The 23,939-nt window shown below is 34.7% G+C and carries 24 protein-coding genes; 8 read left to right on the top strand and 16 right to left on the bottom strand.

The window, feature by feature from the left end:
* Positions 1–23: 23 nt before the first annotated feature.
* A complete protein-coding gene (locus AC0NBN_RS03440) occupies positions 24–1,532 on the bottom strand; it encodes an APC family permease (protein WP_143883735.1) in 1,509 nt (502 codons plus the stop codon).
* Positions 1,533–1,693: 161 nt separating this feature from the next.
* Between AC0NBN_RS03440 and pnuC the strand changes: the two genes are divergently transcribed.
* The 5 genes from pnuC (at position 1,694) to AC0NBN_RS03415 (ending at position 7,568) form a co-directional block, all read left to right on the top strand.
* Positions 1,694–2,371, top strand: coding sequence for a nicotinamide riboside transporter PnuC (gene pnuC, locus AC0NBN_RS03435; protein WP_160811622.1), 678 nt, complete (start codon positions 1,694–1,696; stop codon positions 2,369–2,371).
* Positions 2,368–2,913 (top strand): hypothetical protein, encoded by a 546-nt coding sequence (locus AC0NBN_RS03430; RefSeq protein WP_160811621.1) that lies wholly within the window; start codon positions 2,368–2,370, stop codon positions 2,911–2,913. The genes pnuC and AC0NBN_RS03430 overlap by 4 nt, the downstream gene beginning before the upstream one ends.
* 97 nt (positions 2,914–3,010) lie before the next feature.
* Entirely contained in the window at positions 3,011–3,778 is a 768-nt protein-coding gene (dapF, locus tag AC0NBN_RS03425; RefSeq protein WP_143883732.1) for a diaminopimelate epimerase, read from the top strand.
* A gap of 37 nt (positions 3,779–3,815) precedes the next feature.
* Positions 3,816–4,841: an endolytic transglycosylase MltG gene (mltG, locus tag AC0NBN_RS03420; protein WP_160811620.1), complete on the top strand. Its 1,026-nt coding sequence runs from the start codon at positions 3,816–3,818 to the stop codon at positions 4,839–4,841.
* A gap of 165 nt (positions 4,842–5,006) precedes the next feature.
* A complete protein-coding gene (locus AC0NBN_RS03415; RefSeq protein WP_160811619.1) occupies positions 5,007–7,568 on the top strand; it encodes a TonB dependent receptor in 2,562 nt (853 codons plus the stop codon).
* A 63-nt stretch (positions 7,569–7,631) separates the two neighbouring features.
* Here AC0NBN_RS03415 and AC0NBN_RS03410 read toward each other — a convergent pair whose 3' ends face one another.
* From AC0NBN_RS03410 to pepE, 11 genes are all read right to left on the bottom strand, one after another.
* Positions 7,632–10,367, bottom strand: coding sequence for a sodium-translocating pyrophosphatase (locus AC0NBN_RS03410; protein WP_160811618.1), 2,736 nt, complete (start codon positions 10,365–10,367; stop codon positions 7,632–7,634).
* Between the two features lie 170 nt (positions 10,368–10,537).
* Positions 10,538–11,149 carry an inorganic pyrophosphatase gene (locus AC0NBN_RS03405; protein WP_143883709.1) on the bottom strand — a complete coding sequence of 204 codons (612 nt, stop codon included), beginning with the start codon at positions 11,147–11,149 and terminating at the stop codon, positions 10,538–10,540.
* 21 nt (positions 11,150–11,170) lie between these two features.
* Entirely contained in the window at positions 11,171–11,683 is a 513-nt protein-coding gene (locus tag AC0NBN_RS03400; protein ID WP_160811617.1) for a DUF7935 family protein, read from the bottom strand.
* Between the two features lie 36 nt (positions 11,684–11,719).
* Entirely contained in the window at positions 11,720–12,652 is a 933-nt protein-coding gene (locus AC0NBN_RS03395) for a phytanoyl-CoA dioxygenase family protein (protein ID WP_160811616.1), read from the bottom strand.
* A gap of 70 nt (positions 12,653–12,722) precedes the next feature.
* The gene (locus AC0NBN_RS03390) at positions 12,723–13,631 is read right to left on the bottom strand and encodes a hypothetical protein (protein ID WP_160811615.1); all 909 of its coding nucleotides are present in this window, start codon (positions 13,629–13,631) and stop codon (positions 12,723–12,725) included.
* Entirely contained in the window at positions 13,628–14,305 is a 678-nt protein-coding gene (radC, locus tag AC0NBN_RS03385; RefSeq protein ID WP_160811614.1) for a RadC family protein, read from the bottom strand. Before radC ends, AC0NBN_RS03390 begins: the two co-directional genes overlap by 4 nt.
* 26 nt (positions 14,306–14,331) lie before the next feature.
* Positions 14,332–14,904, bottom strand: coding sequence for a murein L,D-transpeptidase catalytic domain-containing protein (locus tag AC0NBN_RS03380; RefSeq protein WP_160811613.1), 573 nt, complete (start codon positions 14,902–14,904; stop codon positions 14,332–14,334).
* An 8-nt stretch (positions 14,905–14,912) separates the two neighbouring features.
* Positions 14,913–15,581 (bottom strand): ABC transporter ATP-binding protein, encoded by a 669-nt coding sequence (locus AC0NBN_RS03375; protein WP_160811612.1) that lies wholly within the window; start codon positions 15,579–15,581, stop codon positions 14,913–14,915.
* 52 nt (positions 15,582–15,633) lie between these two features.
* Positions 15,634–16,788 (bottom strand): sensor histidine kinase, encoded by a 1,155-nt coding sequence (locus tag AC0NBN_RS03370; protein ID WP_474467007.1) that lies wholly within the window; start codon positions 16,786–16,788, stop codon positions 15,634–15,636.
* Between the two features lie 5 nt (positions 16,789–16,793).
* Positions 16,794–18,167 (bottom strand): D-alanyl-D-alanine carboxypeptidase/D-alanyl-D-alanine endopeptidase, encoded by a 1,374-nt coding sequence (gene dacB, locus AC0NBN_RS03365; protein WP_160811611.1) that lies wholly within the window; start codon positions 18,165–18,167, stop codon positions 16,794–16,796.
* 62 nt (positions 18,168–18,229) lie between these two features.
* Positions 18,230–18,922 (bottom strand): dipeptidase PepE, encoded by a 693-nt coding sequence (gene pepE, locus AC0NBN_RS03360; protein WP_160811610.1) that lies wholly within the window; start codon positions 18,920–18,922, stop codon positions 18,230–18,232.
* Between the two features lie 124 nt (positions 18,923–19,046).
* Here pepE and fsa point away from each other — a divergent pair, with 124 nt between their 5' ends.
* Positions 19,047–19,700, top strand: coding sequence for a fructose-6-phosphate aldolase (gene fsa, locus AC0NBN_RS03355; protein ID WP_039372485.1), 654 nt, complete (start codon positions 19,047–19,049; stop codon positions 19,698–19,700).
* 72 nt (positions 19,701–19,772) lie between these two features.
* Here the strand turns inward: fsa and AC0NBN_RS03350 are convergent, their stop codons facing one another.
* Positions 19,773–20,201 carry a DoxX family protein gene (locus AC0NBN_RS03350; RefSeq protein WP_160811609.1) on the bottom strand — a complete coding sequence of 143 codons (429 nt, stop codon included), beginning with the start codon at positions 20,199–20,201 and terminating at the stop codon, positions 19,773–19,775.
* Positions 20,202–20,267: 66 nt separating this feature from the next.
* Complete coding sequence (gene era, locus AC0NBN_RS03345) at positions 20,268–21,143, bottom strand: GTPase Era (RefSeq protein WP_143883700.1); 876 nt, start codon at positions 21,141–21,143, stop codon at positions 20,268–20,270.
* A 123-nt stretch (positions 21,144–21,266) separates the two neighbouring features.
* Here era and AC0NBN_RS03340 point away from each other — a divergent pair, with 123 nt between their 5' ends.
* Both AC0NBN_RS03340 and AC0NBN_RS03335 read left to right on the top strand, forming a co-directional pair.
* On the top strand, positions 21,267–21,593 hold the full coding sequence (locus AC0NBN_RS03340) for a DMT family transporter (protein ID WP_143883699.1): 327 nt from the start codon (positions 21,267–21,269) through the stop codon (positions 21,591–21,593).
* A 39-nt stretch (positions 21,594–21,632) separates the two neighbouring features.
* Positions 21,633–22,334, top strand: a complete 702-nt coding sequence (locus tag AC0NBN_RS03335) for a T9SS type A sorting domain-containing protein (protein ID WP_160811608.1) — start codon at positions 21,633–21,635, stop codon at positions 22,332–22,334.
* 41 nt (positions 22,335–22,375) lie between these two features.
* Here the strand turns inward: AC0NBN_RS03335 and AC0NBN_RS03330 are convergent, their stop codons facing one another.
* Together AC0NBN_RS03330 and galE are read right to left on the bottom strand one after the other, a co-directional pair.
* The gene (locus tag AC0NBN_RS03330; protein WP_160811607.1) at positions 22,376–22,816 is read right to left on the bottom strand and encodes an adenylyltransferase/cytidyltransferase family protein; all 441 of its coding nucleotides are present in this window, start codon (positions 22,814–22,816) and stop codon (positions 22,376–22,378) included.
* Positions 22,817–22,884: 68 nt separating this feature from the next.
* The gene (gene galE, locus AC0NBN_RS03325; protein WP_160811606.1) at positions 22,885–23,907 is read right to left on the bottom strand and encodes a UDP-glucose 4-epimerase GalE; all 1,023 of its coding nucleotides are present in this window, start codon (positions 23,905–23,907) and stop codon (positions 22,885–22,887) included.
* Positions 23,908–23,939 lie beyond the last annotated feature (32 nt).

Here is a 23,939-nt window from a genome sequence, read left to right as displayed (position 1 = left end):
GATTATATATGTATATTGATAATTTAATTTTCTATAAATTCATCATAACCACCCTGGTTTAGAACACTATTTCGTTTTCCGTATAAGAAGTAAATAAGAAGTCCCAAAGCCAGCCAGCCTATCGCCATGTAAATGGCAGTGATTTCCAGATTGACAATTAGATAGATGTTGATTAAAATTCCCAATGATGCTACTACAGGAAGCATCGGAGTTTTGAATCCTCTTTTTAATTCAGGTTTTTTTACTCTAAGCAGCCAAACAGCAAAGCAAACCATTGTGAATGCGAAAAGAGTTCCGAAACTACACATATGAACCAATGTACTGATAGGTGTAAGGGCTGCCACAGTAGCTACAATAATTCCTAATAGTATAGTATTTTTATAAGGAGTTTTTCTCACCGGGTGAATTTCTTTGAACATTTTCGGCAACAAACCGTCTTTAGCCATTCCTAAAAATATTCTTGACTGCCCCAACATCATTACAAGAAGTACAGAAATTAATCCTATCGTAGCAGCAACTGTAATCAATATTACTGCCCAATCCATTCCGGTAGCTTTTTCAAAAGCAACAGCAACAGGAGCTGTTAACGCATCCGGTACAATTCCGAAATCTTTGTAACTCATCATCCCCGTAAGTACAAGAGACATAAGAATATATAAAGCTGTACATACTAATAACGAAACAATAATCGCAAATGGTATATCTTTTCTTGGATTTTTTGCTTCTGCAGCCTGAGTTGAAACAGCATCAAAGCCTATATAAGCAAAAAATACAGCAGCTGCACCGGCAATAATACCATTAAAACCGTAAGCAGGTCCTAATTTACCATCAGACTGAATGATCATTTTCTCGTCCGGAATAAATGGTGTAAGATTATCCATATTGATGAAAAGTGCACCTACAACAATTACAAAAACTACAACAGAAGTTTTCAGAATTACAATCATATTATTTGCTCCTGCAGCTTCTTTTGTGCCTTTTACCAATATAGAAGTCACGATCAAAACAATCAGAAACGCAGGAAGATTGAATGCAAATGAAGGTTCCGTAAGACCATGACTCACCGCATATTGTTTTGCAGTAGCAAAGTCATTGGTAAGATAATACGGCAGTTCAACATTGATAATTTTCAGGAATTTATTAAAATATCCCGACCATGAAACAGCAACCGTCATAGAGCCCATTGCATATTCGAGAACTAATCCCCATCCAATCAGCCATGCAAAAACTTCACCCACTGTACCATAAGCATACGCATAAGCAGAACCTTCAACAGGCAATAATGCTGCAAATTCTGCATAACACAACGCAGCAAAAATACAGGCAATACCTGCAACTACAAAAGACAATGCTAATGCGGGACCTGCATGATAATAAGCTCCCGTTCCCGTAAGTACAAAAATACCGCCTCCAATGATTGCTCCAATACCTATGGCAGTTAAACTCCACTTGCCCAGAACTCGCTTGAGTTCACTTTTTTTCATATCCGCCTCATAGGCTCCGAGTGGTTTAGTTTTCCAAATATTCGACATGTTTCTATTTATTAAAGATTTACGAAAATATAAAAAATTTAGAGATATTAACATTTAATGACTGATTTTCGCAAATTAATTTAACTTTAAAAATATAAAAAACTGATTTACACCCATTTCTATTCATTTTAATTATCTGTTTTTTTAGTTATTTTTAAACCATGAATTTATATGATTTTTTCATAAAGCCTTATGAAACTGCAGACATTTTGCAAATCACTCTTGAAATTACAGGAACTCTATTGGGAATTTTGAGTGTATTTTTTTCTATTAAAAAAAATATCTGGGTTTATCCTACGGGAATTGTTTCCACCGTTATTTATGTCTATCTTTTATATATCGCTGGATTGATTGGTGACTGCATTATCAACATCTATTACACGGTAATGAGTATTTACGGCTGGATTTTGTGGGCTAAAAATTCTGAAGATCAGATTCATGTAACCGTAGACTGGGCTTCTCAAAAAGAATGGATTTTATCTTCTGCTCTTTTTATGATGAGCTTAATTTTGATAACTCTCATTTATTATTATAAACCTTTTATTGAAAACGGCTTTTCTATTGATAAGGTCACAGTGGGAGTTCATCATCTTGACAGGGCAAACTGGCTGGATATATTTATTACCTCCGTTTTTTTGGTGGGAATGTGGCTTATGGCGAGAAGACGTATTGAGAGCTGGATTTTCTGGATTATAGGAGATCTTGCATCTATCCCTATGTATATTTATAAAGGGTACGGAATCACTTCGGTTCAATATTTGGTATTTACTATTATGGCAATCGTAGGATTTGTTGCCTGGAAGAATAGTTATACTAATAAAAGAACGATAGAGTTATGAAAAATATAATAAAAATAGTTTTAGGATTAAGTCTTACCGCAAGTCTCACGGCATGCTCAGCTTACAATACAGGTTATGCAGCTTACGGAGAACCTTACTATGATAACGGATATTATTACGCTCCGCAAGGATATTACGGCAACGGCGGATATTTTGGAAATGATGGTTATTATTATCGTAATGACATGAGATACTATTATGATAACGGCATTCCTTATTATTATGGGAACAACAGAACAAGAATATATCTTGAACGTCAAAACTCCAATATACCTCGGGAAAATAGTGGTTTCAGAAATGTCCCCAATAATAACAACCCAAGAAATAATACCAACAACAGCGGATTCAGAAACCCTAACAGAAATACACAGGGAAACAGCGGCTACAGAAATCAATCTCCTCAAAAGCCTCCGCAACAGGCACCGAGAAACAGCAATGGAAGCGGTTTTAGAAACAGCAATCCGGCAGGAAACAGATCAGAAGCACCGCAAAACACCAACCAAAATAATCAAAATAATCAAAATGGCGGATTCAGAAGATAGCATTCATCAAATAATAAATAAACGAACAGATCTGCTGTTCGTTTTTTCATATAAAATAAAGTAATTTTGCAGGTTTTTATAACAAAATTCAAGTGTAATGGAATTCTATAAATATCAGGGAACCGGAAACGACTTTGTAATGATTGACAACCGGGATCTACAGTTTCCTAAAGATCAAAAAACAATTGAAAAACTTTGTGACAGAAGATTCGGAATTGGCGCAGACGGTCTCATTCTTTTAGAAAATGATGACCGGTACGATTTTAAAATGGTTTACTATAACTCGGATGGCGGAGAAAGCACCATGTGCGGAAATGGTGGCAGATGCTTGGTCGCATTTGCTTTTTTTCTGGATATTTTCGAGGAAAAATGCACTTTCATAGCTATTGACGGGGAACATGAAGCCGAAATACATAACGGAGTTGTCAAACTAAAAATGATTGATGTTGAAAGCATTTCTTCTGACGGAGAAGATTTTGTTTTGAATACAGGATCCCCTCATTACGTGAAATACGTTGAAGATATTGCCAACTACAATGTTTTTGCTGAAGGAAATAGGATTAGAAACTCCGAAAATTATTGTGAAAAAGGCATTAATGTCAATTTTGTAGAAAAAATTTCTGATAACGAAATATTTGTAAGAACCTATGAACGAGGCGTTGAAGATGAAACTTACAGTTGTGGCACAGGAGTTACAGCTTCTGCTTTAACTTTTCTGCAAAAAAACAATCTAACCTCCATCAAAGTAAAAACTTTAGGAGGCAACCTGAAAGTTTATGCAGAAAAAAATGAAGGTAAATTTCAAAAAATATGGCTGGAAGGTCCTGCTAAACAGGTTTTCAGAGGCAAAATAGATCTCATTTAATTTTTTTACTTTAAAAACTATTAATCTTATTTCAGGAATGAAAAAAGCTATTCTTATTATTATCCTTTTAATTCTTGCTGTTGCAGGATTTTTTGGTTTTAAATTTTATAAAAAATATTATGGCAGCAATGTGGCAAAAGAAGGATATGTGCTTATTCCTCACGGTGCCAACTTTAAACAGATTTTAGATTCTGCAAGCCAATATATTAAAAATAAGGAATCTTTTGAACAAGTAGCAAAAGATAAAGATATGGACAACTACTTTAAGCCTGGTCGTTATCATTTTCAAAAAGGAGCCAATAATACCTCATTGGTAAATATGATAAAGGCAGGTAACCAGACGGCGAACTCTTTCAGAATCGGGGATTTTGGAGATATTTATCAGATGGTTGGGAAAGTGAGCCGAAAAACAGAGCTTGATTCGTTGAGATTTGTAAATGATTTGAATAAAATAGCTACCGAAAAAGGTTATAAAAATGCAGAAGATCTTAAAAAATATTTTTTTATTGATACTTATCAATTCTTTTGGACGGTAACTCCGCAGGAGTTTTTCACAAAATTTGATGATCAGTACCAAAAATTCTGGGACGAGGAAAGAAAATCTAAAGAACAACAGTCGGGACTAACGAGAGATCAAATCTACGCTTTGGCTTCGATAGTGTATAAAGAATCCGGAGGAAAGCCAGATGAAATGAAAACCATTGCAGGTCTTTATCTTAACCGTTATAAAAAAGACATGAAACTGCAGTCTGATCCTACCGTAATCTACGCCATCAATAAGCAGACAAACTTTAAAGAATCTATAAAAAGAGTTTTTTATAAACATCTTACAACACCATCTCCTTATAATACATACGCAAATAAAGGCATTCCACCAGGACCAATTTGTGTGGTAGATAAAAATTCTGTAGATGCTGTTCTGAATGCAGAAAACAACAATTATATATTTATGTGTGCAGATCCTGCGAGATTAGGATATCACAAATTCACAGCAAGTGCAGAGGAACATGCAGTGAATGCGAAAGCATATCAGGACTGGCTAAACTCTAAAAATATCAAATAATAAAAATATTTAACTTTTTTTAACAAGTTTGTAATTAACATTTATTATTATTAATCGACATATAAATTATAAACATTAAACAAACCATGAAATTGGCTCAATTTATGTTTTAGTTAGAATTTAATCATAAAGCATTATTGTTACAATTTCATAAAAAGAATATCTATGAATCAAACGGAAATAATCAGTATTTTCACCAGAAAAACCTTTGGACTTACTTTTGTACTTTCAGCAGCAGCTTTAGCATTTGCACAGGAAAAAGTGGGGATCTCGGGAACAGTTGTAGACAAGAGTAATCAGCCTGTACCTTATGCATCAGTAACATTCAGCCACAAACAGAATAAGCTCTTCAGTGACGCTACTCTTACTGACGAAAAAGGTAATTATAAACTAGATCTTACTCCGGGAAATTACGACATTTCAGTTGAAGCTATAGATTATAAAAAAAGTGTGATCAATAAGCAAATCAGCAGACCCGGAAATATTGGAGCCCTTTCTATTGAGGCAGAATCTTCTGCAACGAATGTGAAAACTCAGGATATTCAGGGAGTAACAATTACAGCTACTACAAAGCCATACAAAGTTGAATTAGACAAAAGAACTTATGATCCTTCTCAGGACATCGTAAGTAAAGGCGGAAATCTTCAGGATGTCTTGTCTAATGTACCTTCGGTTTCTGTTGATACAGACGGAACTGTTTCTATGAGAGGAAGTTCTAATGTACGTTTTTTAATCAATGGTAAGCCTTCTGCGCTTTTAGGAATTGATGACGGAGCCAATGCCCTGCAAAGTATTCCGGCAGATCAGATTGAAAGAATAGAAGTAATTACCAATCCTTCATCAAAATTTGAGGCAAGCGGAACCGCAGGTATTTTAAATATCATTTTAAAAAAATCAAAGAAAACAGGTTTTAATGGTAGTGTTATCGGAACTTTAGGCTATTTACCACAAACCAATTTGAATACTAATTTAAGCTGGAGAAAGGGTAATTTAACGTGGTTTTTAAACGGTGGCGGCGGTTACAGAGAATCCAGAAATACGAATAGAACAAATAGCGTTTTCAATAATGTTACAAAAGATGAATCTATCCTGAGAACTAATCAGGAAAACATCAATGACAGCCAGAATAATAATTATAATTTCTCGACCGGTATTGTTTATGATATTACCGATAAAACTTCTGTTAATGCATCAGGAACTGTAAGAACATTCAACAATACAAGTAACGGAAACGTAACTTATGACAATAAATTATTAAACGCTGCAGATATTTTTAGAAATAGGATTACTACAGGAGTGAATGACAATCTCGCTTTTCAGGGCGATTTTGGTTTGGATCATAAATTTGATGATAAAGGACAAAATCTTGCTTTGTCATTAAGTTTACAAAGTAACCGTTCTTACAATGATACTTATATTGATGAAACCAAAAATGGAAATTTTGAATTACAAAATATTATTAATCAGCAAACAAAGAATAAAACTTTAGTCGGAAAAGCTGATTATGAACTTCCAATTGGTGAAAATTCTAAAATAGAAGCAGGTTACCGATTAGACATTAATGAAAATAACTATAATAATGATGTAAGAGAAAGCACTGTTGCTATTCAAACATTAAGATTTCTACCTTTATATACTTATGATGCTTTGTACAGAGAGATGTTCAATGCAGGCTACATACAGTTTAAAAGTAAAATCGGTAAGATTGGATATCAGTTGGGGTTAAGAAATGAACACTCTACTATTGATATTGATTATGCTAATCTTGTACCAGATGAAGCACCGCTTATAAGAAGAAAATCCTACAACAACTTATTTCCAAGCGTATTTTTGAGCTATGAGTTTTCAAAAGATAATCAGCTGTTGCTAAATTATTCCAGAAGAATTGACAGACCAAGATCGTGGTTTCTTATTCCCAATCCCAGCTACAATGACAACCAGAACATCTTCGATGGAAATATTGATTTAAATCCTTCTTATGTAGATTCTTTTGAGCTTGGATACAGTATTTCTAAAAAGAAGCTTACTATTAATCCGACACTATATTTCAGACACCAGACAGATGACACAAAGATGCTGGTTTATAATGAAAAAGAAACATTTACTAATAGTCTTGGTAAAAAAGAAGACCGAATAGTTTTTCATACCAAACCAATCAACTTAGGAACTGATGATCGTTACGGTTTAGATCTGAATTTCAGTTGGGATGCTACACCTTGGCTTAAGTTTCTTGGAAATATTGATTTGTTTGGATATAAAACTAAAGGAAGTACCTTATATGACACATTAGATAATAACGGAGATCCTATCGTTGCAACTGCAAATTTTAACGGAAGCGGTTTTGCTGCAAGATCCAGACTTACGACAACCTTTAAAGTTGATAAAACCTTTAGCTTCCAATTGCAAGGTTTTTACAGAGGTGGGCAAAAAACAGCTTTTCAGGATAGAAAAGATATGTATGCATTAAATTTTGGAGCTTCTAAGACGATTTGGAAAGGTGACGGAACACTATCGTTCAATATTCAGGATATTTTCAATACCAGAGCGATGGAATCAACTACCTTCGGGCAAAACTTTGTTAGAGATTCTTATATGCAGTGGCAGCCAAGACAGTTTGCTGTTTCTCTTACTTACAGATTTAAACAAGGAGAAAAGATTGATCAACCTAAACGTAAAAAGGATGTGAATTCAAATGCTTCCGGAGACGATCAGCAAGGTCCAATGTAAATATTACCAGAAAAACAAAAGCACTGCTTATCCGCAGTGCTTTATAATCAATTTATTTTTCATTTAGTAAGCTAAAATCCGTACATCTATACGTCTGTTTTTAGCATGGCATTCATCACTTTCATCCATCGTACAAACAGGAAACTGTGAACCATAACCTTCTGCTTCTATTCTGTCTCCCGCAATTCCCATTTCAAGTAATTTGAGTTTTGCTGTTTGAGCTCTTAAATTAGAAAGCCTCAGATTGGTTTCTTCGCTTCCTGAATTATCGGTGTAGCCTCCCAGTTTAATTCTTAATTCAGGATAAGCATTCATTATTTCTGCCAGATTTTTAAGATGACTTTCCGAACCTGCTCTTAAGTCACTTGATCCGCTTTCAAAATATAAATTTTCTATTGTAAACCATTTTTCAGGATTTAACAATTCTTTATCCTTTTTAGCCAATTCATTATTCAAATAGAAAAGCTGACTGTTTTCGCCTAAAGAAATCGTATTTCCATTGCCGAGTTTTACGTCTCTCATTTTTCCTGTTTCATAAACAAAATCACCAAATTCATTTAGCTGACCTTTAATAATTTCAGGAGATGACATTTCCTGAGAATTATCATTTTCCGTACTTATGATTGAATTTGATTTAACTCCGGTAAGGCTTTCTATTTTTGCTTTTCGGTTGGCATCAATTTTATCTTTGTGTAAAACTGCCAAAGTAGGCGCAATAACCAGTGAAACAATTGACATTAATTTAATCAGAATATTCATAGAAGGTCCAGAAGTATCTTTGAAAGGATCACCTACCGTATCACCGGTTACAGAAGCTTTGTGAGGATCAGAGCCTTTGTAGTAAGTCTCTCCGTTAATGTCAACACCCTTTTCAAAAGATTTTTTGGCATTATCCCAAGCTCCGCCCGCATTATTCTGAAAAATCCCCATCAAAACTCCGGATACCGTTGCTCCAGCAAGAAATCCGCCTAAGACTTCAGGTCCGAAAATAAATCCTATCAATAATGGAGATGCAATAGCGATAGCTCCCGGAAGCATCATTTTTTTGATAGAAGCATCAGTAGAAATAGCAACACATTTCTGGTATTCGGGTTCTCCTTTTCCTTCTAAAATTCCAGGAATTTCTCTGAACTGTCTTCTTACTTCTTCTACCATTGCCATCGCAGCCTGACCAACCGCTGTAATAGCCAGTGAAGAAAAAATAAAAGGAATCATTCCGCCTACAAAAAGTCCCGCCAAAACATCTGCCTTGTAAATATCAATTCCGTCAATTCCTGCAATACCGACAAATGCTGCAAACAACGCCAAAGCTGTTAATGCTGCAGAAGCAATGGCAAAACCTTTTCCAGAAGCTGCAGTTGTATTTCCTACCGCATCCAGAATATCTGTATTTTCACGAACTTCTTTTGCTAGTTCGCTCATCTCAGCAATTCCTCCTGCATTGTCTGCAATAGGTCCGAATGCATCAATGGCAAGCTGCATTGCAGTTGTAGCCATCATTCCTGCTGCTGCGATAGCAACTCCGTAAAGTCCAGCACATAAATACGAACCATAAATTCCGCCTGCTAAAACGATTATCGGTAAAAAGGTAGATTCCATACCCACTGAAAGTCCCCCGATAATATTGGTTGCATGACCTGTTGAAGATTGTCTTACGATACTGGAAACAGGTCTTTTCCCCATCGCTGTATAATATTCTGTAATGATGCTCATTAAGGTTCCTACAACCAGACCCACAATGATAGCTCCAAATACTCCATTCTTAGTAAATTCAAATCCTCTGAGAACCATTTTTTCCGGTAACAAATAAGTCACTAAAAAATAAGATGCAATTGCTGTAATAATGATACTGCTCCAATTTCCGAGATTAAGAGCATTCTGTACATTAGAAGTAGACGTACCTTCGTTATCACTTATTTTAACAAAAAAAGTTCCGATAATAGAAAACAAAATTCCTGTTCCTGCAATAAGCATCGGTAATAAAATTGGGGTAAATCCGCCGAAATCATCCACAGAAACCGTTTCCCGTCCTAAAACCATTGTTGCCAGAACTGTTGCTACATAAGAACCAAACAAATCAGCACCCATTCCGGCAACATCACCTACATTATCACCTACATTATCTGCAATGGTCGCAGGATTTCGAGGATCATCCTCCGGAATTCCTGCTTCAACTTTTCCTACCAAATCTGCACCCACATCGGCAGCTTTTGTATAAATTCCGCCACCAACTCTGGCAAATAATGCAATAGATTCTGCTCCCAAGGAAAATCCGGTAAGGATTTCTATCGTCTTTTCCATTTCGTGAGAATCTACAGGTGAATTGGGTGCAAAAATCTGCTTAATAATCAAATATAAAGCTCCCAATCCCAGAACTGCCAATCCGGCAACTCCCATACCCATTACAGATCCTCCTGTGAAGGAAACTTTCAAAGCTTTGGATAGAGAAGTTTTTGCTGCTTCTGCTGTTCGTACATTGGCTTTTGTGGCGATCTTCATTCCGATAAAGCCTGCTAAAGCAGAAAATACCGCTCCGATTACAAAAGCAACTCCAATACTCCAGTGAGAATTGGCATTGCTCATTCCCATAAATGCTAAAAGAATAGCAACAATAATGACAAAATAAGTAAGAATTTTATACTCAGCTTTTAAAAAAGCCATTGCACCATCAGCAATATATCCGCTGATCTGCTTCATTTTTTCGTTTCCGGCATTTTGCCGGCTCACCCAGTTGCTTTGAAGAAAAGTGTAAAGTAATGCAATAACGCCAAAAATTGGCACTAACATAAATAAGCTCATAGTTTAATATTTTTTTGGTAATAGATTTTTAAATATAATCAATTATTTCCATAAAACATTCTAAAAATTTATGACCTATTAATAATAATGCTAAATTTTTAATTTACTACATAAAAAAAGCAGATGATTGCTCATCTGCCATATATACAATTTCGAAATCTTAAATAAACTTAACCTCCGAATTTTTCTGAATAATCTCTTTTGGATGCTTCGATCACTTTTTTGGCGTGGTCTGCTCCGTAAACTTCCTGAATTCTGCATTTTGCAGGCTCATCCGGTAAGTTTTTGTATGTAAGAAAATAGTGCATCAGACGGTTAACTTCAGCAGCCGGAAGTTCAGAAATATCTCTGAAATGACCAAAAGCATGATCGTTGATCATTACCGCTACAATTTTATCATCTGCTTCACCTCCGTCAATCATTTTAAATCCTCCGATTGGAATTGCTTCCATCAAAAGACCTCCTGCATGGATATTGTGCGAGCTTAAAACGCAGATATCCAATGGATCGTGGTCACCCATTGTTACATCATTTGCACCGCTTTCAATAGCAAGTTTCATTACTTCATTGTGGCAGTATGTTCTCGGTACAAACCCGTATAATGCAGGAATAATGTTTGAAAACTTTTGCGGACGGTCAACTTTAAGATAACCTGTTACTTTATCAATTTCATATTTGATGGTATCTGAAGGAACAATTTCAACAAAAACATTAACAATGTTTGGCGAATCTTCCCCTGCAGAAATTCCGTGCCATGGATGCGCTTTAAAATTTGGAATCATTATTTATATTTATTTTTTTAATTAGGCAATTATTAAAATTTCTCGTCTTAAATCCTCAATCGTTGCTCCGATAAAATCGTTTTCATTCATATAATTCATAATGAAAACAGTTTTAAATTCATTAAGATCAGGATTGTTATTCAGACTTTCATACGTTTTGTGCAGCAGATCAATAATAGCGTTTTTAGAATCTACAATATTCTGCCATGAATTTTTGGTGATATACAACTGCTGTGACGCATTATATTCAAATTCTTCGCTAATGGTTTTTTCAGTAAGAAAAATAAACTCGTGTACCGCCAGATCTTTGTCGAATTTCTGAATAAGATTGGATGGTTTTATTCTTTCTAAAAATAAAGTCATTCTCTCGTAAGAATGAGCCTTGTTTTCAGAATTTGATTTGATGGAAAGTAATTTTAATTCCTGATTTTTTAAATTAATGTAGGTATAAACAAACTGTCTGAGCAAAACCAAAAAAGGAATTGCAATAACTAATGCCGCAGCATACGGAAAATACTCTGAGAAGTCTGACATAATTTAAGGATGCAAAATTAATAATATTTTATGAATTTACAGCTCAAATAATGCAGGTCTTTGGGTAACCTCATGATAACACACACTTTTTGCATCAAAATAGTGGTAGACAAGGCTTTTTCTTGTTCTGTTTTTATCTAAATGGGGTTCTCCGCCATGTAAAATATTAGCATGCCATATTAAAAGATCTCCTTTTTTTGCTCTGAAAACCTCTTTTTCCAGTCCCAGCTCTTTTACTTTTTCTTCAAGAAATTCTTCGTAGGCTTTGTAGCTTTTTTTACCGATTTTAAGCGATGTTCCTTCATTATCATAATCAGAATTCAAAAAATAGGGAAGTTTATGACTTTTAGGAATGTAATGTAATGCACCATTGCTATCATCCACATCTTCCAAAGCGATCCAAACTCCCAACAATCCGCCTAAAGGATAAGTTGTCATGTGAATACTGTCTGAATGAGTCTTCTGCTGGCTTCCGTTGATAAAATTGATACTTTGAAATAGTTTAGCATCACCGTCCATTAAAACAGATAAAAATTCGAGTAGTTGTTTATCATTTCCGATATTTTTTAAGATTTCAGAATGATGAATGACAAACATCAGCTTTCCGGCATATCGGAACTTAATGATTCCGTCTTTCAGAAGCCGGTCTATCTCGCTGTTGATCTGATCCGCAGTTTCCGGTGAAAGATAATTCCTGAGTACCAAAAATCCGTTTTCATCAAAACCCTGTGCGCTCAGCTTATTTTCTTCGGATAAATTTTTGTAAAATTCTGTATTATAAAGTTTTTGAGCGTCAAACTTCCTTTCGTGATGTGGAAGGTGTGCAAAATCTTTGCTCGAAATGCTGGAAAAATAGCTTTTATCAATTCCGTATTTTTTATAAAGCGGAATATTATGTTCCAATTTTTTTTTGTTGAAAAAATTATAGATGATGTAAGGAAGCTTATACTGACGAATTTTATTAAGCATTTTCTATGATTCAAAAACAGATATAAATGTAGGAAATAATATTCACAAAGAAGTTTAAGAGTACATTAAATTACGATTTTATGATAAACTTCAACCTGATCATTTTTCTGATAAGCTCTTTTTTGGAATATTCTATTAAACGATAGGGATGCAATTCTGGACGAAAGCCCCGAAAAAACTCTTCCACATTAGGAATTTCGCCTCCTTCAAAATCGAAAATTCTATTGCCAATATTCTCTTTTATGGCATGATCTATCAATACCGAAGCTCCTGAAATTTTCACATATTCTTTATCATTGAAAGTTCCTAAAAGCGCAGCTGTACAATCATCAATGTAGGTAATAATGGTATTAATTATTTTTCCATGAAGAAAAAATGCCGTAATTTCAATACAATTTTCATCAGCCATCTTTTTAAAAATGTTCAAAAAAGAATCAATATCCTCTTCTTTGCTTGCTCCCAAAAAGTTTTGTCTTATAAAACCTTCAGCTTCAGCAAAACTTATTTTTTTGATTTCAGAATGATTGACCACATCCTCATCAAGTCTCAGCTTTCTTTTTCTTTTGGGTGAATATCTGGAATATACTCTCTCATAATCATCAGGAGCAATTAGAAAATTTTTTTTGGTTTTTAAAGAGGTTTTAAACTGGTTGTGTTCATTAAAAGTATAAATTCTGATAAGATAGTTCTGTTCCAGAAAATGCAGAAAAGCTTCATTAATTTCAACATCATCTGTTTTGGAAAAAATACCAAGCTGCTGACAAAGCATCGGGTTATGAACAATTTTCTTTCCCAGTTTAAAAACATAAGGAACCGGCATTACAGCTTCGTAATCTTTGTAAACCAAAAGCTCCCATTTTTTATCAGAAGTAATATCTAAAAATAATCTTGTAGCGGAATATTTCCGCTGAAATGAATTTTCAAGACAACTTGAATATTTGTTAAAATCTATTTCGTGATACTTTAATCTTCTAATCATAATAAACCTTCATCGGCAAAGCTAAGATAAGCGTTTTGAGTAATAATCAAATGATCCAGAAGCTGAATATTCATCAGGTTTCCGGCATCTTTTATTTTTTTAGTAATATTAATATCTTCAGTACTCGGTTTTTTGTTTCCCGAAGGATGATTGTGCGCCACAATAATTCCGGTTGAAAAGTGTTCTAAAGCTGTTTTAAATAAAACTCTGACACCTACAATCGACTGACTGATTCCGCCTTGTGTGAGCTGTGCAATATGTATCACTTTATTGCTCTGATTCAGAAAGACAGCCCAAAATTCTTCCGTCCTTAAATCTGACAAATGGAGTTTTAAAACATTATAGGCATCTAAGCTTCCGGAAATCTGAGGTTTTTCGGGAATTTCCTGACTGGCTCTTCTTCTTCCTATCTCCAAAGATGACGCAATTGTAATTGCTTTCACTTCTCCTACGCCTTTAAATTTCATTAAATCTTTAATCGTAAGCAGACTAAGCTGATGCCAATTGTTGTTTACCGAACCTAAAATTTTTCTTGCCAGTTCAACAGCTGTCTCATCACGGCTTCCGCTCCCCATAATAATCGCTAAAAGTTCGGAATCAGAAAGTGCATTTTTGCCTTTCAGCAGGAACTTTTCCCTTGGTCGGTCATCTTCAGCTAAAAATTTTATAGACATCTTTTTGTGTTTTTATCAACACAAATTTAGTAAAATGCATATAAAATCACAGGTTTTTTTGATGAATCCAGAAATTTAGCGGTTTCTTTAAAGGCTTTTTTTGAAAGCATCGGACACCCTAAGCTTAAACAAGACAGTTGATAAGATTCTTTATCGGGAATGCAATCGTAAGAATGCAAAACAATGGCTCGCTGTTTCGCATTATTGTTGCTGGAATCCAGTCCTTTCATCCGATATGATTTACCAAATTTCCCTTCGTAACTTTCCTGAATTTCATATTTTCCCAAAGATGACTGGTAAGAGTTTTCTGTATTTGAAAAACGCAGTTTATCTGAATTGGGAATCACAGAACCCGATCCATGAGAAACGATTGCTTTCTGCAAAACTTTATCATTTTTAAGATCATAAACAATATATCTGTATTTACCTGAATGAATTTTAAAATTGATGAAAATTGCCAGATCCTGATTATAATTTTTATCTTTCAGATAGTTTTTCAGTTCAATTATTTTTTCTTTTGATAAAACGTCCTTCGTATCCTGAGCTTTTATGGCATTGAAGGATGTAAAAAAGATAAAAATGCACACTAAAAATTTCATACAAAAAATTATTCTATAATCATTCCGTCTTTCATTATCAATTTACGATCAGTAATTTCCGCCAATTGGGGATTGTGAGTTACGATGACAAAAGTCTGGTTGTACTTATCTCTCAGATCAAAGAATAAGCGGTGAAGATCATCTGCATTTTTTGAATCCAGATTTCCGGTTGGCTCATCTGCATAGATAATTTTAGGTGAATTAATCAACGCTCTTGCTACTGCTACTCTCTGTGCTTCTCCTCCTGAAAGCTGATTTGGTTTATGATGCAGTCTCTGAGCAATTTTAAGATCTTCAAAAAGCTGATGTGCCTTTTCTAAGGCTTCTTTTTCGATGCTTCCCGCAATTTTGGTCGGCAGCAATACATTTTCTAAAGCAGTAAATTCCGGCAGTAACTGATGGAACTGAAAAACAAAACCAATATTCTGATTTCTGAATTTTGAGATCTGCTTATCATTCATGTTGATAAATGATTCTCCGTTCAGTGTGATTTCAGTATCGTAATTTTTAGGATTAGACGGGCTGTCTAATGTTCCTAAAATCTGAAGAAGCGTAGATTTTCCCGCACCAGATTCCCCTACAATAGACACCACTTCACCAGTTTTTATGTGAATATCAACTCCTTTCAGTACTTCCAGATTTCCATATGATTTATGGATGTTTTTAGCTTTAATCATGTTTCAAAAATAGTGAAAATTTTTACTTTTTTTATGTAGCTTTTATCCTAATTCACTTCTTAATCAGAATTCTGAAAGTGCTGCCTTTTCCTACTTCAGTCTGGGAAATCCTGATATCGCCGTTGTGATATTCCTGCACTACTCTTTTAGCTAAACTCAATCCCAATCCCCAACCTCGTTTTTTAGTAGAATAACCTGGTTTGAAAGCATTATTTGCCTGATATTTTGTCATTCCGCTGCCATTGTCTTTTACTTCTACCAGAATATTTTTATTACGCTCAAAAACCGACATCTTCAAAATACCTTCTCCTTTCATTGCGTCTACAGAATTTTTTACCAGATTCTCGATCACCCAGCTCATCAGAATTTTATTATGAGGAACTAAAATATTATAAGTGGGAATCTGCAGGGTGAAGTTGATTTTTTTTGAAATTCTCGTTCTTAGATAATCAAAGTTTTCCTGAATGGTTTCATTGAAGTTCATGTCATTAAGTTCAGGAACCGAACCGATTTTTGAAAATCTTTCTGAAATGGTTCTCAGTCTTTCAATATCTTTTTCTATTTCTATAATTCCGTCTGAATCCGGGTTTTCCAGCTTCATAATTTCCATCCAGCCGATCATTGATGATAACGGAGTTCCGATCTGGTGTGCAGTTTCTTTTGCCAGTCCCGCCCACAAATAGCCTTCATCAGTTTTTTTAACTGTTCTTAAAAACCAGAATGAAAAAAGAAAATAACTCAACACAAATAAGCCCAGTAAATAAGGCGAGTATTGAAGGTAATTAAGTGCTTTTGAATTGTCATAATAAACAAACTGATCATTTCCTCCCGCTACTTTTATTTCAATCACCGGATATTTTTTTGCCATGTTTTTGGCAAGAGCAATCACATCTTTGGTTTCAGATCCTACTTCTTTGGGTAAATTTTTAAACTCAATTACCTGATCATTTTTATCTAAAATAATAACCGGAATGGTGGTATTTGAACTGTAAATATTCAGCAGCAACTCCTGAACCTCCAGACTGGGCGTGACTGCATCCTGCTGAAATTTGATGGCATTGACCAAAATATCAACCCTTTTGATCTCTTCTCTTTTTAGATAATTGATAACCAAAGTGGAAGATATAACGATTGCGATCACCACAATAGTCATCATCGTAAAAATAAACCAATTATTTAACCTGCCTAAAATGGTTCTTTTTTTCAATATTTTTATTTTAATACATTTAAAATTTTCTGCAGCTCCGCACTTCCGCTTCCCGGAAAATTGTTGATAATGATAGAATATACATATTTCTTTCCGTCTTTTGAAGTATGATATCCTGCGTAAGATTTGGTATCTCTCATTGTTCCACTTTTCATTTTCATCCCATTGTCCTGCGTTGGAAAGCCTTCATAATATGCTTCAAACCAAGGTTGTTTTTTAGCATATATCAAAGCCTGAACTTCAGCTTTTGCCGAAACATAATTTTGTGGAGAAAGTCCGCTTCCGTCTGCAAAATTAATCATGTTGGAATTGATTCCCTTTGATGTCCAGAATTCTTTTAAAAAAGAAATCCCGCTTCTGAAACTTGGATTTGCCTTTTTTTCTTTACCTAAAGTTTTAACTAAAGTTTCACCATAAAGATTCACACTTTTTCTTAAAAACCAGTAGACAATTTTGTCTAAAGTTGGTGACTTGTAGTTTAAGATAACATTATTTACAGGTGCTTCTTGCATCTTTTTACCTTCGATTTCCAGCTGGGAACTTGTCATTAATTTTCCTGAAACTTCAATTCCCGATTCCCGCAGCCATTTTACTGCTTCAGCGCCCAGCTGCAAAGGCGGATTGGGTACAGATCCTGAAACGGTGGTCACTCTTCCGGCGGGCAAACTTCCGTTGATTAAAGCAACATCAGAATGAGGAGCAGTAAAAATCAGACTTTGATCAGAACTTCCGGCAGCTGTTAAATCATTCAGCCATCTCACTCCTTCCAAAGGATATGAAAAACTTTTGAAATCGGTTCCGCTGATGTTAATATCAAACTGATTTTCGCGCCAGTTTACCCCCCAGACTCCGGCTCCGTAATAATTTCCTAAATCATCCCAAGGCCAGCCTCCCGGAATAGTCTGATGATCGAAATAAGAATCATCAACAATCAAATCCCCCGAAATATTTTTAATTCCAGACCTTTTCACAGCTTCCAGAAATTTTTGCTTAAAGTTTTCCGGTTTATAGCCGTCATATCTCCAGCTTCCTAAAGTAGGATCGCCATTGGAAGAAATATACAGATTGCCATTCAGATTTCCATCTGAAATTTTTCCTGAATATGAAGAAGTTGTTGTGTATGTATAATTATTGCCCAAAGTTTCCAAAGCAGCTGCAGCGGTAAAAATCTTTTGAGTAGAGGCGGTTGAAAGTCCTTTATTGCCGTTGAATTCATAGATGAGATTTCCACTTTCATCAGCTACATACAACGATAAGTTTGATGAAATGGCTGAAGTTGAGTTCATCAGATTTTTTGTAGCATTATCTAATTTCTGCGCAATATTTTGAGCAAAAATAGTTTGCGTGGAAAGAATAGATATAGTGAGTACGTTTTTCATGAAAAATAATTTAAAAATTTATCATAATAACACTTTGCTAAACATCAAATAGAGAAATCAAACTACAATCTGCTTCCTGCCTCTATTTCATAAGGCTCTTTTCCTTTCTCAAAAATTCTTGTCAGTTCGCTGCCTTCAACGGTTATTTTATCTCCTGTTCTTCTGATCCAATTCCCTTCACGAAGCCCTACAACTTTAACATCGTTTTGCGTTAAAAATTCTTTAATTCTGGTTTCTCTGGTTTCTCCATTGTGTTTCAAGCCATGGTTCGGATCAAGATAATGAGGATTTATATTAAAAGGAACCAACCCCATACAATCAAAACTCGGTGGATAAACGATCGGCATATCATTGGTTGTTTTCATATTTTGTCCGCCAATATTGCTTCCGGCGCTGCATCCTAAGTAAGGCTTTCCGCTTTCTATGTTTTGCTTTAAAACAGACATCAAATTTTCTTCATGTAAAGTTTTAACCAGCAAAAAAGTATTTCCGCCGCCTGTAAAATATGCTTTTGCAGCATTCACTGCCTCAATTTTATCTTCAAATTGATGAAGACCTTTTACTTTAATATTTAATGTTTCAAAAAAAGATTGTGCTTTCTGGGTATATTCTTCATGAGAAATTCCTCCCGGTCTGGCAAAAGGAATAAAAATAATTTCATCTACTCCATCGTAGAGCTTTACTAAGTCCTCTTTTAAATATTCCAGATAATTTCCGCCGAAAAGTGTAGAGGTCGAAGCCAATATGATGTTCATGATATGATTAATGTTTAATTAATTTTTCTGACAAAAACAAAGATAATTAAAACTAATCATTTTATTAGTGAAACCATGAATTACAAAGGAATGATTATCTTTGTGCGAATAAATCTATAAACGAATGAAATTTTTTATTGACACTGCCAATTTGGAGCAGATTAAGGAAGCAAAAGATCTTGGAATTCTTGATGGCGTAACTACTAATCCTTCATTGATGGCTAAAGAAGGAATTCAGGGAGCGGAAGCAATCAAAAATCATTATAAAGCGATCTGCGAAATTGTAGACGGAGATATTTCTGCAGAAGTACTTTCTACTACGTATGAAGAAATGATCAAAGAAGGTGATGAACTTGCGGCAATCCACCCGAATATTGTGGTGAAAATCCCGATGATTAAAGACGGAATTAAGGCTTTAAAATATTTTTCAGATAAAGGAATCAAAACCAACTGTACACTGATTTTTTCTCCGGGACAGGCTCTTTTGGCAGCAAAAGCAGGCGCAACTTACGTTTCTCCATTTTTAGGAAGATTAGATGATATTACGACAGACGGTTTAAATTTAATTCAGGAAATCAGATTGATTTTTGATAATTATATGTATGAAACCGAAATTTTAGCAGCTTCCATCCGTCACTCTATGCACATTATAGATTGTGCTAAAATCGGTGCAGATGTTATCACTTCACCGCTTCCTCCGATCTTGAGTCTGCTGAAGCATCCTTTGACAGACAGCGGACTGGCTCAGTTTGTAGCAGATTCTCAGAAATTAGCTTAAAATTTATTTTCACAATAAAAAATCCCGAAGCATTTAAAAATGTTCCGGGATTTTTATTTATATCAAATAAGTTTACCATTCTGAATTTCCTCTCCTTTTTTCGATCATGTGATCTACTGAAATTTTTCCGGCTCCCAATGAAATGATAATCAGATAAATTGAAAGATACAAAAGACTCATCTCTCTTTTATCGAAAGGATCTGAGCCGTGTACAACAAACGCTGCTATCATCATAGTAAAAACCAGAAAACCTGCCGCAACTCTGGTGAAAAGTCCTAATATGATAAAAATTGAACAAACAAATTCAGCAAAGACCGTTAATCCTAAAGTTATTTTCGGACCTAGTCCTATAAAATCAAAAAACTGGATATCTCCGCCCTCAATCAGCATTTGAAGTTTGGGAAATCCGTGAGAAATCATCGCAAATCCAACCAATAATCTTACTATAAAAATAACAATATCAAAAATTACAGGAGTGGTTTTCGAGTTAAAATAGATCATTGAATAAATTTTAAAATTAAAGATAATAAAATCTTTTAATACAGCGATGGATATTGGTTTTTTAGTTTATCTGTAGCCAAAATTTTTAAGATCACGATCGTTTTTCCTCCAGTCTTTCTTTACTTTTACGAAAAGATTCAGATGAATTTTTTTGTCGAAGAATTTTTCTAAATCAATTCTAGCTTCGGTTCCTACTTTTTTGATCGCCTCGCCTTTATGCCCAATTAAAATTCCTTTTTGGGTATCTCTCTCTACATAAATAATAGAATCAATAAAAATAATTCCTTCTTTTTCTTTGAACATTTCGGTCACTACTTCTACCGAATAAGGAATTTCTTTATCATAGTTTAAAAGAATTTTTTCTCTGATGGCTTCGTTTACAAAAAATCTTTCCGGTTTGTCTGTGTACATATCTTTATCGTAGTACGCAGGACTTTCCGGAAGCATAGATTTTAACTTTGGAAGAATGATATCTGTATTAAAAGCATTTAGTGCCGAAATTGGAAGAATTTCAGCTTTCGGAATTCTTTCGTGCCACTCCGTTACCAGTTTTTCCAAACCTTCCTGATTGGTTTGATCTACTTTGTTCAATAAAAGCAATACCGGAACAGGAATTTTATTCAGTTTATCTATAAGAAACTCTGAAGGATCGGCTTTATCTGTAACATCTACAATAAAAAGAAAAACATCAGCGTCCTGCAAAGAATCTTTGACAAAATCCATCATTTTTTCCTGAAGACCGTATTTGGGATCTAAAACTCCCGGTGTATCAGAGAATACAATCTGTAAGTCTTCCTCATTATAAATTCCAAAAATTCTATGTCGTGTTGTTTGGGCTTTCTGTGTTACAATTGCCAGCTTCTCTCCCATCAATTGATTAAGAAGAGTAGATTTTCCTGCATTTGGTTTTCCAACGATGTTTACAAATCCTGCTTTGTGCATTTATTTTGTTTAAAGTTTAATGTTCTACGTTTAAAGTTTTACAAAGTTACTAAAACAAAATTTGCCTGCCTTCATCATTATATTTAAAAGGTTTATTTTTGACATTAAAATAAGAGATAAATTATGAACTGGATTATTTTAATCATTGCGGGACTGTTCGAAGTAGCTTTCGCATCGTGCCTCGGAAAAGTAAAAGAAACCACCGGAAACGAAATGTATGCATGGTTCGCCGGGTTTTTGGTCTGCTTAACGATCAGTATGCTATTATTAATCAAAGCTACCCAAACTTTGCCTATCGGAACCGCTTATGCAGTCTGGACCGGAATTGGGGCTGTAGGAACCGTCTTGATTGGGATCTTCTTTTTCAAAGATCCAGTAAGTTTTTGGAGAATATTCTTCATCAGTACCTTAATTGGTTCTGTAATTGGATTGAAAGCTGTTTCACACTAATTTTTTCAAAAAAATTTGTAACTTTAAAAAAATAATTCCATGAAAAAAACTTTACTCTGTCTGACTCTGATTGGCGGACTGATTTCTGCACAAAATCCTGAGCTTTTCAACAATAGCTGGTATATTTCCCAAATTCAGATGAACGGACAGACTACCAACTCACCCATGATGGATCAAAGTCTTACGACATCATCATTTGTGCAGAACGGATCTTTATATACCTTCAGCTCGAGATATTTTAATACTGCAGGTGTACAAATAGTTTTTTCAGCAACTCAAAATTCTTTTACTAAAACCAGCGGAGCTTGTACTCTAGTCGATTATTGGGGAACCAATTGGCAAAACGCAAGACCTTATGATCAAAAGAATTGTGATTTTTATTTAGTGGCAAACGGAGCTGTTTTTAATTATGAAATTCTGAATAACGGAACTGCAAAAACATTGATCATTACTAATCCTGCTGACGGAAATAAAGTATTTTACAATAATTCTTTTCTCAACACCAAAGAAGCTTCCATAAAGAAATTGTTTAAGGTGTTTCCGAATCCTACATCAGATTATATTATGATAGATTCTTCAGAAAAAAATCTTGCTCTGAAGATTTATGATGTTTCAGGTAAAATATTGTTTGAAACACTTACTTCCGGACAGCTGCAGAAAATAGATCTGAGCAATTTTGCGAAAGGACAATATATCCTGAGCATTGAAAATCACACATCTGAATTTATCATCAAGAAATAAAAATTATAAAAATTCCGAAATATTAATATTTCGGAATTTTTTTATTTTAAGAGCTCTTTTGCCATTTCGGCTTCATAGATTCTCCGCCTTAAATCGCTGGAAGAAAAACGGTGATCTCTTTTATTATAAAAAATTTCAATTCCTTTTTCTTCACAATATTTTTTTCCTGTAAAATCTCTGTCCAGATAATCATCACCAATAATTCTCACATCAATAACGAAAGATTTCAAAATATCTTCCAAATCCTCTTCTGTGTAATACGGAATGATCTCATCTACTGCATTCACTGCTTTTAGCTGAATGTATCTTTCTACAATCGTCTGAGTAGGTTTATTTTTATTAGGGCGATCATGTGAAGGATCTATCTGAAGACCTACAATAAGGTAATCGCAAACAGTTTTTGCTTCTTCCAGCATCTTGATATGACCTGCATGCAACAAATCAAATGAGGAAAAGGTAATTCCTATTCTTTGTGTTTTCATAAGTAGCTATTTTTTTAAGTTTATAATTGCTGAATTTTTTAAAATCATAAATTCCGCAATATTTAATGTTAATTGTTTCTTGACTGCAGATATTTCTGCCACTCCCATACTGTCTTCAAAGCCTGTTCCAAAGATGTTTCTGATTTCCATTTTAACTCTTTTTCTGCCTTATCTGCATTGGCATAAGCAATGGTAATATCACCTTCTCTTCTATCGCAGATCTTATAAGGGACTGAAACTTCGTTTGCTTTTTCAAAAGCATGTACAACTTCTAAAACCGATGAACCTTTTCCTGTTCCCAAATTGAAAACATCAACAACTGTCTCATCTGAATTTTTATTCATCAGATTTTTTAGAGCTGCGACATGCGCTTTTGCGAGATCTACTACATAAATATAATCTCTGATAGCCGTTCCGTCTTCAGTAGGATAATCATTTCCCCAAACACTCAGTTTTTCACGAATTCCGGCTGCTGTCTGCATCACATAAGGAATCAGATTATTGGGAATTCCAATCGGTAATTCTCCCAACAATGCTGAAGGATGAGCACCAATCGGATTAAAATATCTTAAAAGACATACCTTTTTCTGATAAGCAACTGCAAAATCTTTCAGAATCTCTTCGCCCATCTGCTTTGTTTTCCCATACACACTTTCTGGCATTTTGAGCGGCGTGTTTTCATCAATCGGCATTTCATCTGCCTGTCCGTAAACTGTGCATGATGAACTGAAGATAAAATTAGAAATATTTCTTGATTTAAATTCCTGAAGAATGTTAATTAACGAAAACAAATTATTTTCATAATAGTCTATTGGTTTTTCCTGACTCTCTCCTACCGCTTTAAAAGCAGCAAAATTGATGCATCCCTCAATCTGATGTGCTTCAAAAACCTGAGTAAGAAGTTCTTTTCTTTTTAAATCGAAAGGGTAAAAAACAGGTCTTTTACCTGTAATTTCTTCTATATTGTGTAAAATAAATTTTTCCGAATTGGATAAATCATCTACGATTACCACTTCAAAATTATTGTTGATGAGTTCTACAACCGTGTGAGAACCGATATATCCGAGTCCGCCTGTGACGAGTATTGCCATTGTTTTATATGTAATGCTAATTTGGTTTTCCT

Source organism: Chryseobacterium sp. L12, assembly GCF_056133985.1.
This window is presented reverse-complemented; position numbering and strand designations above follow the sequence as displayed.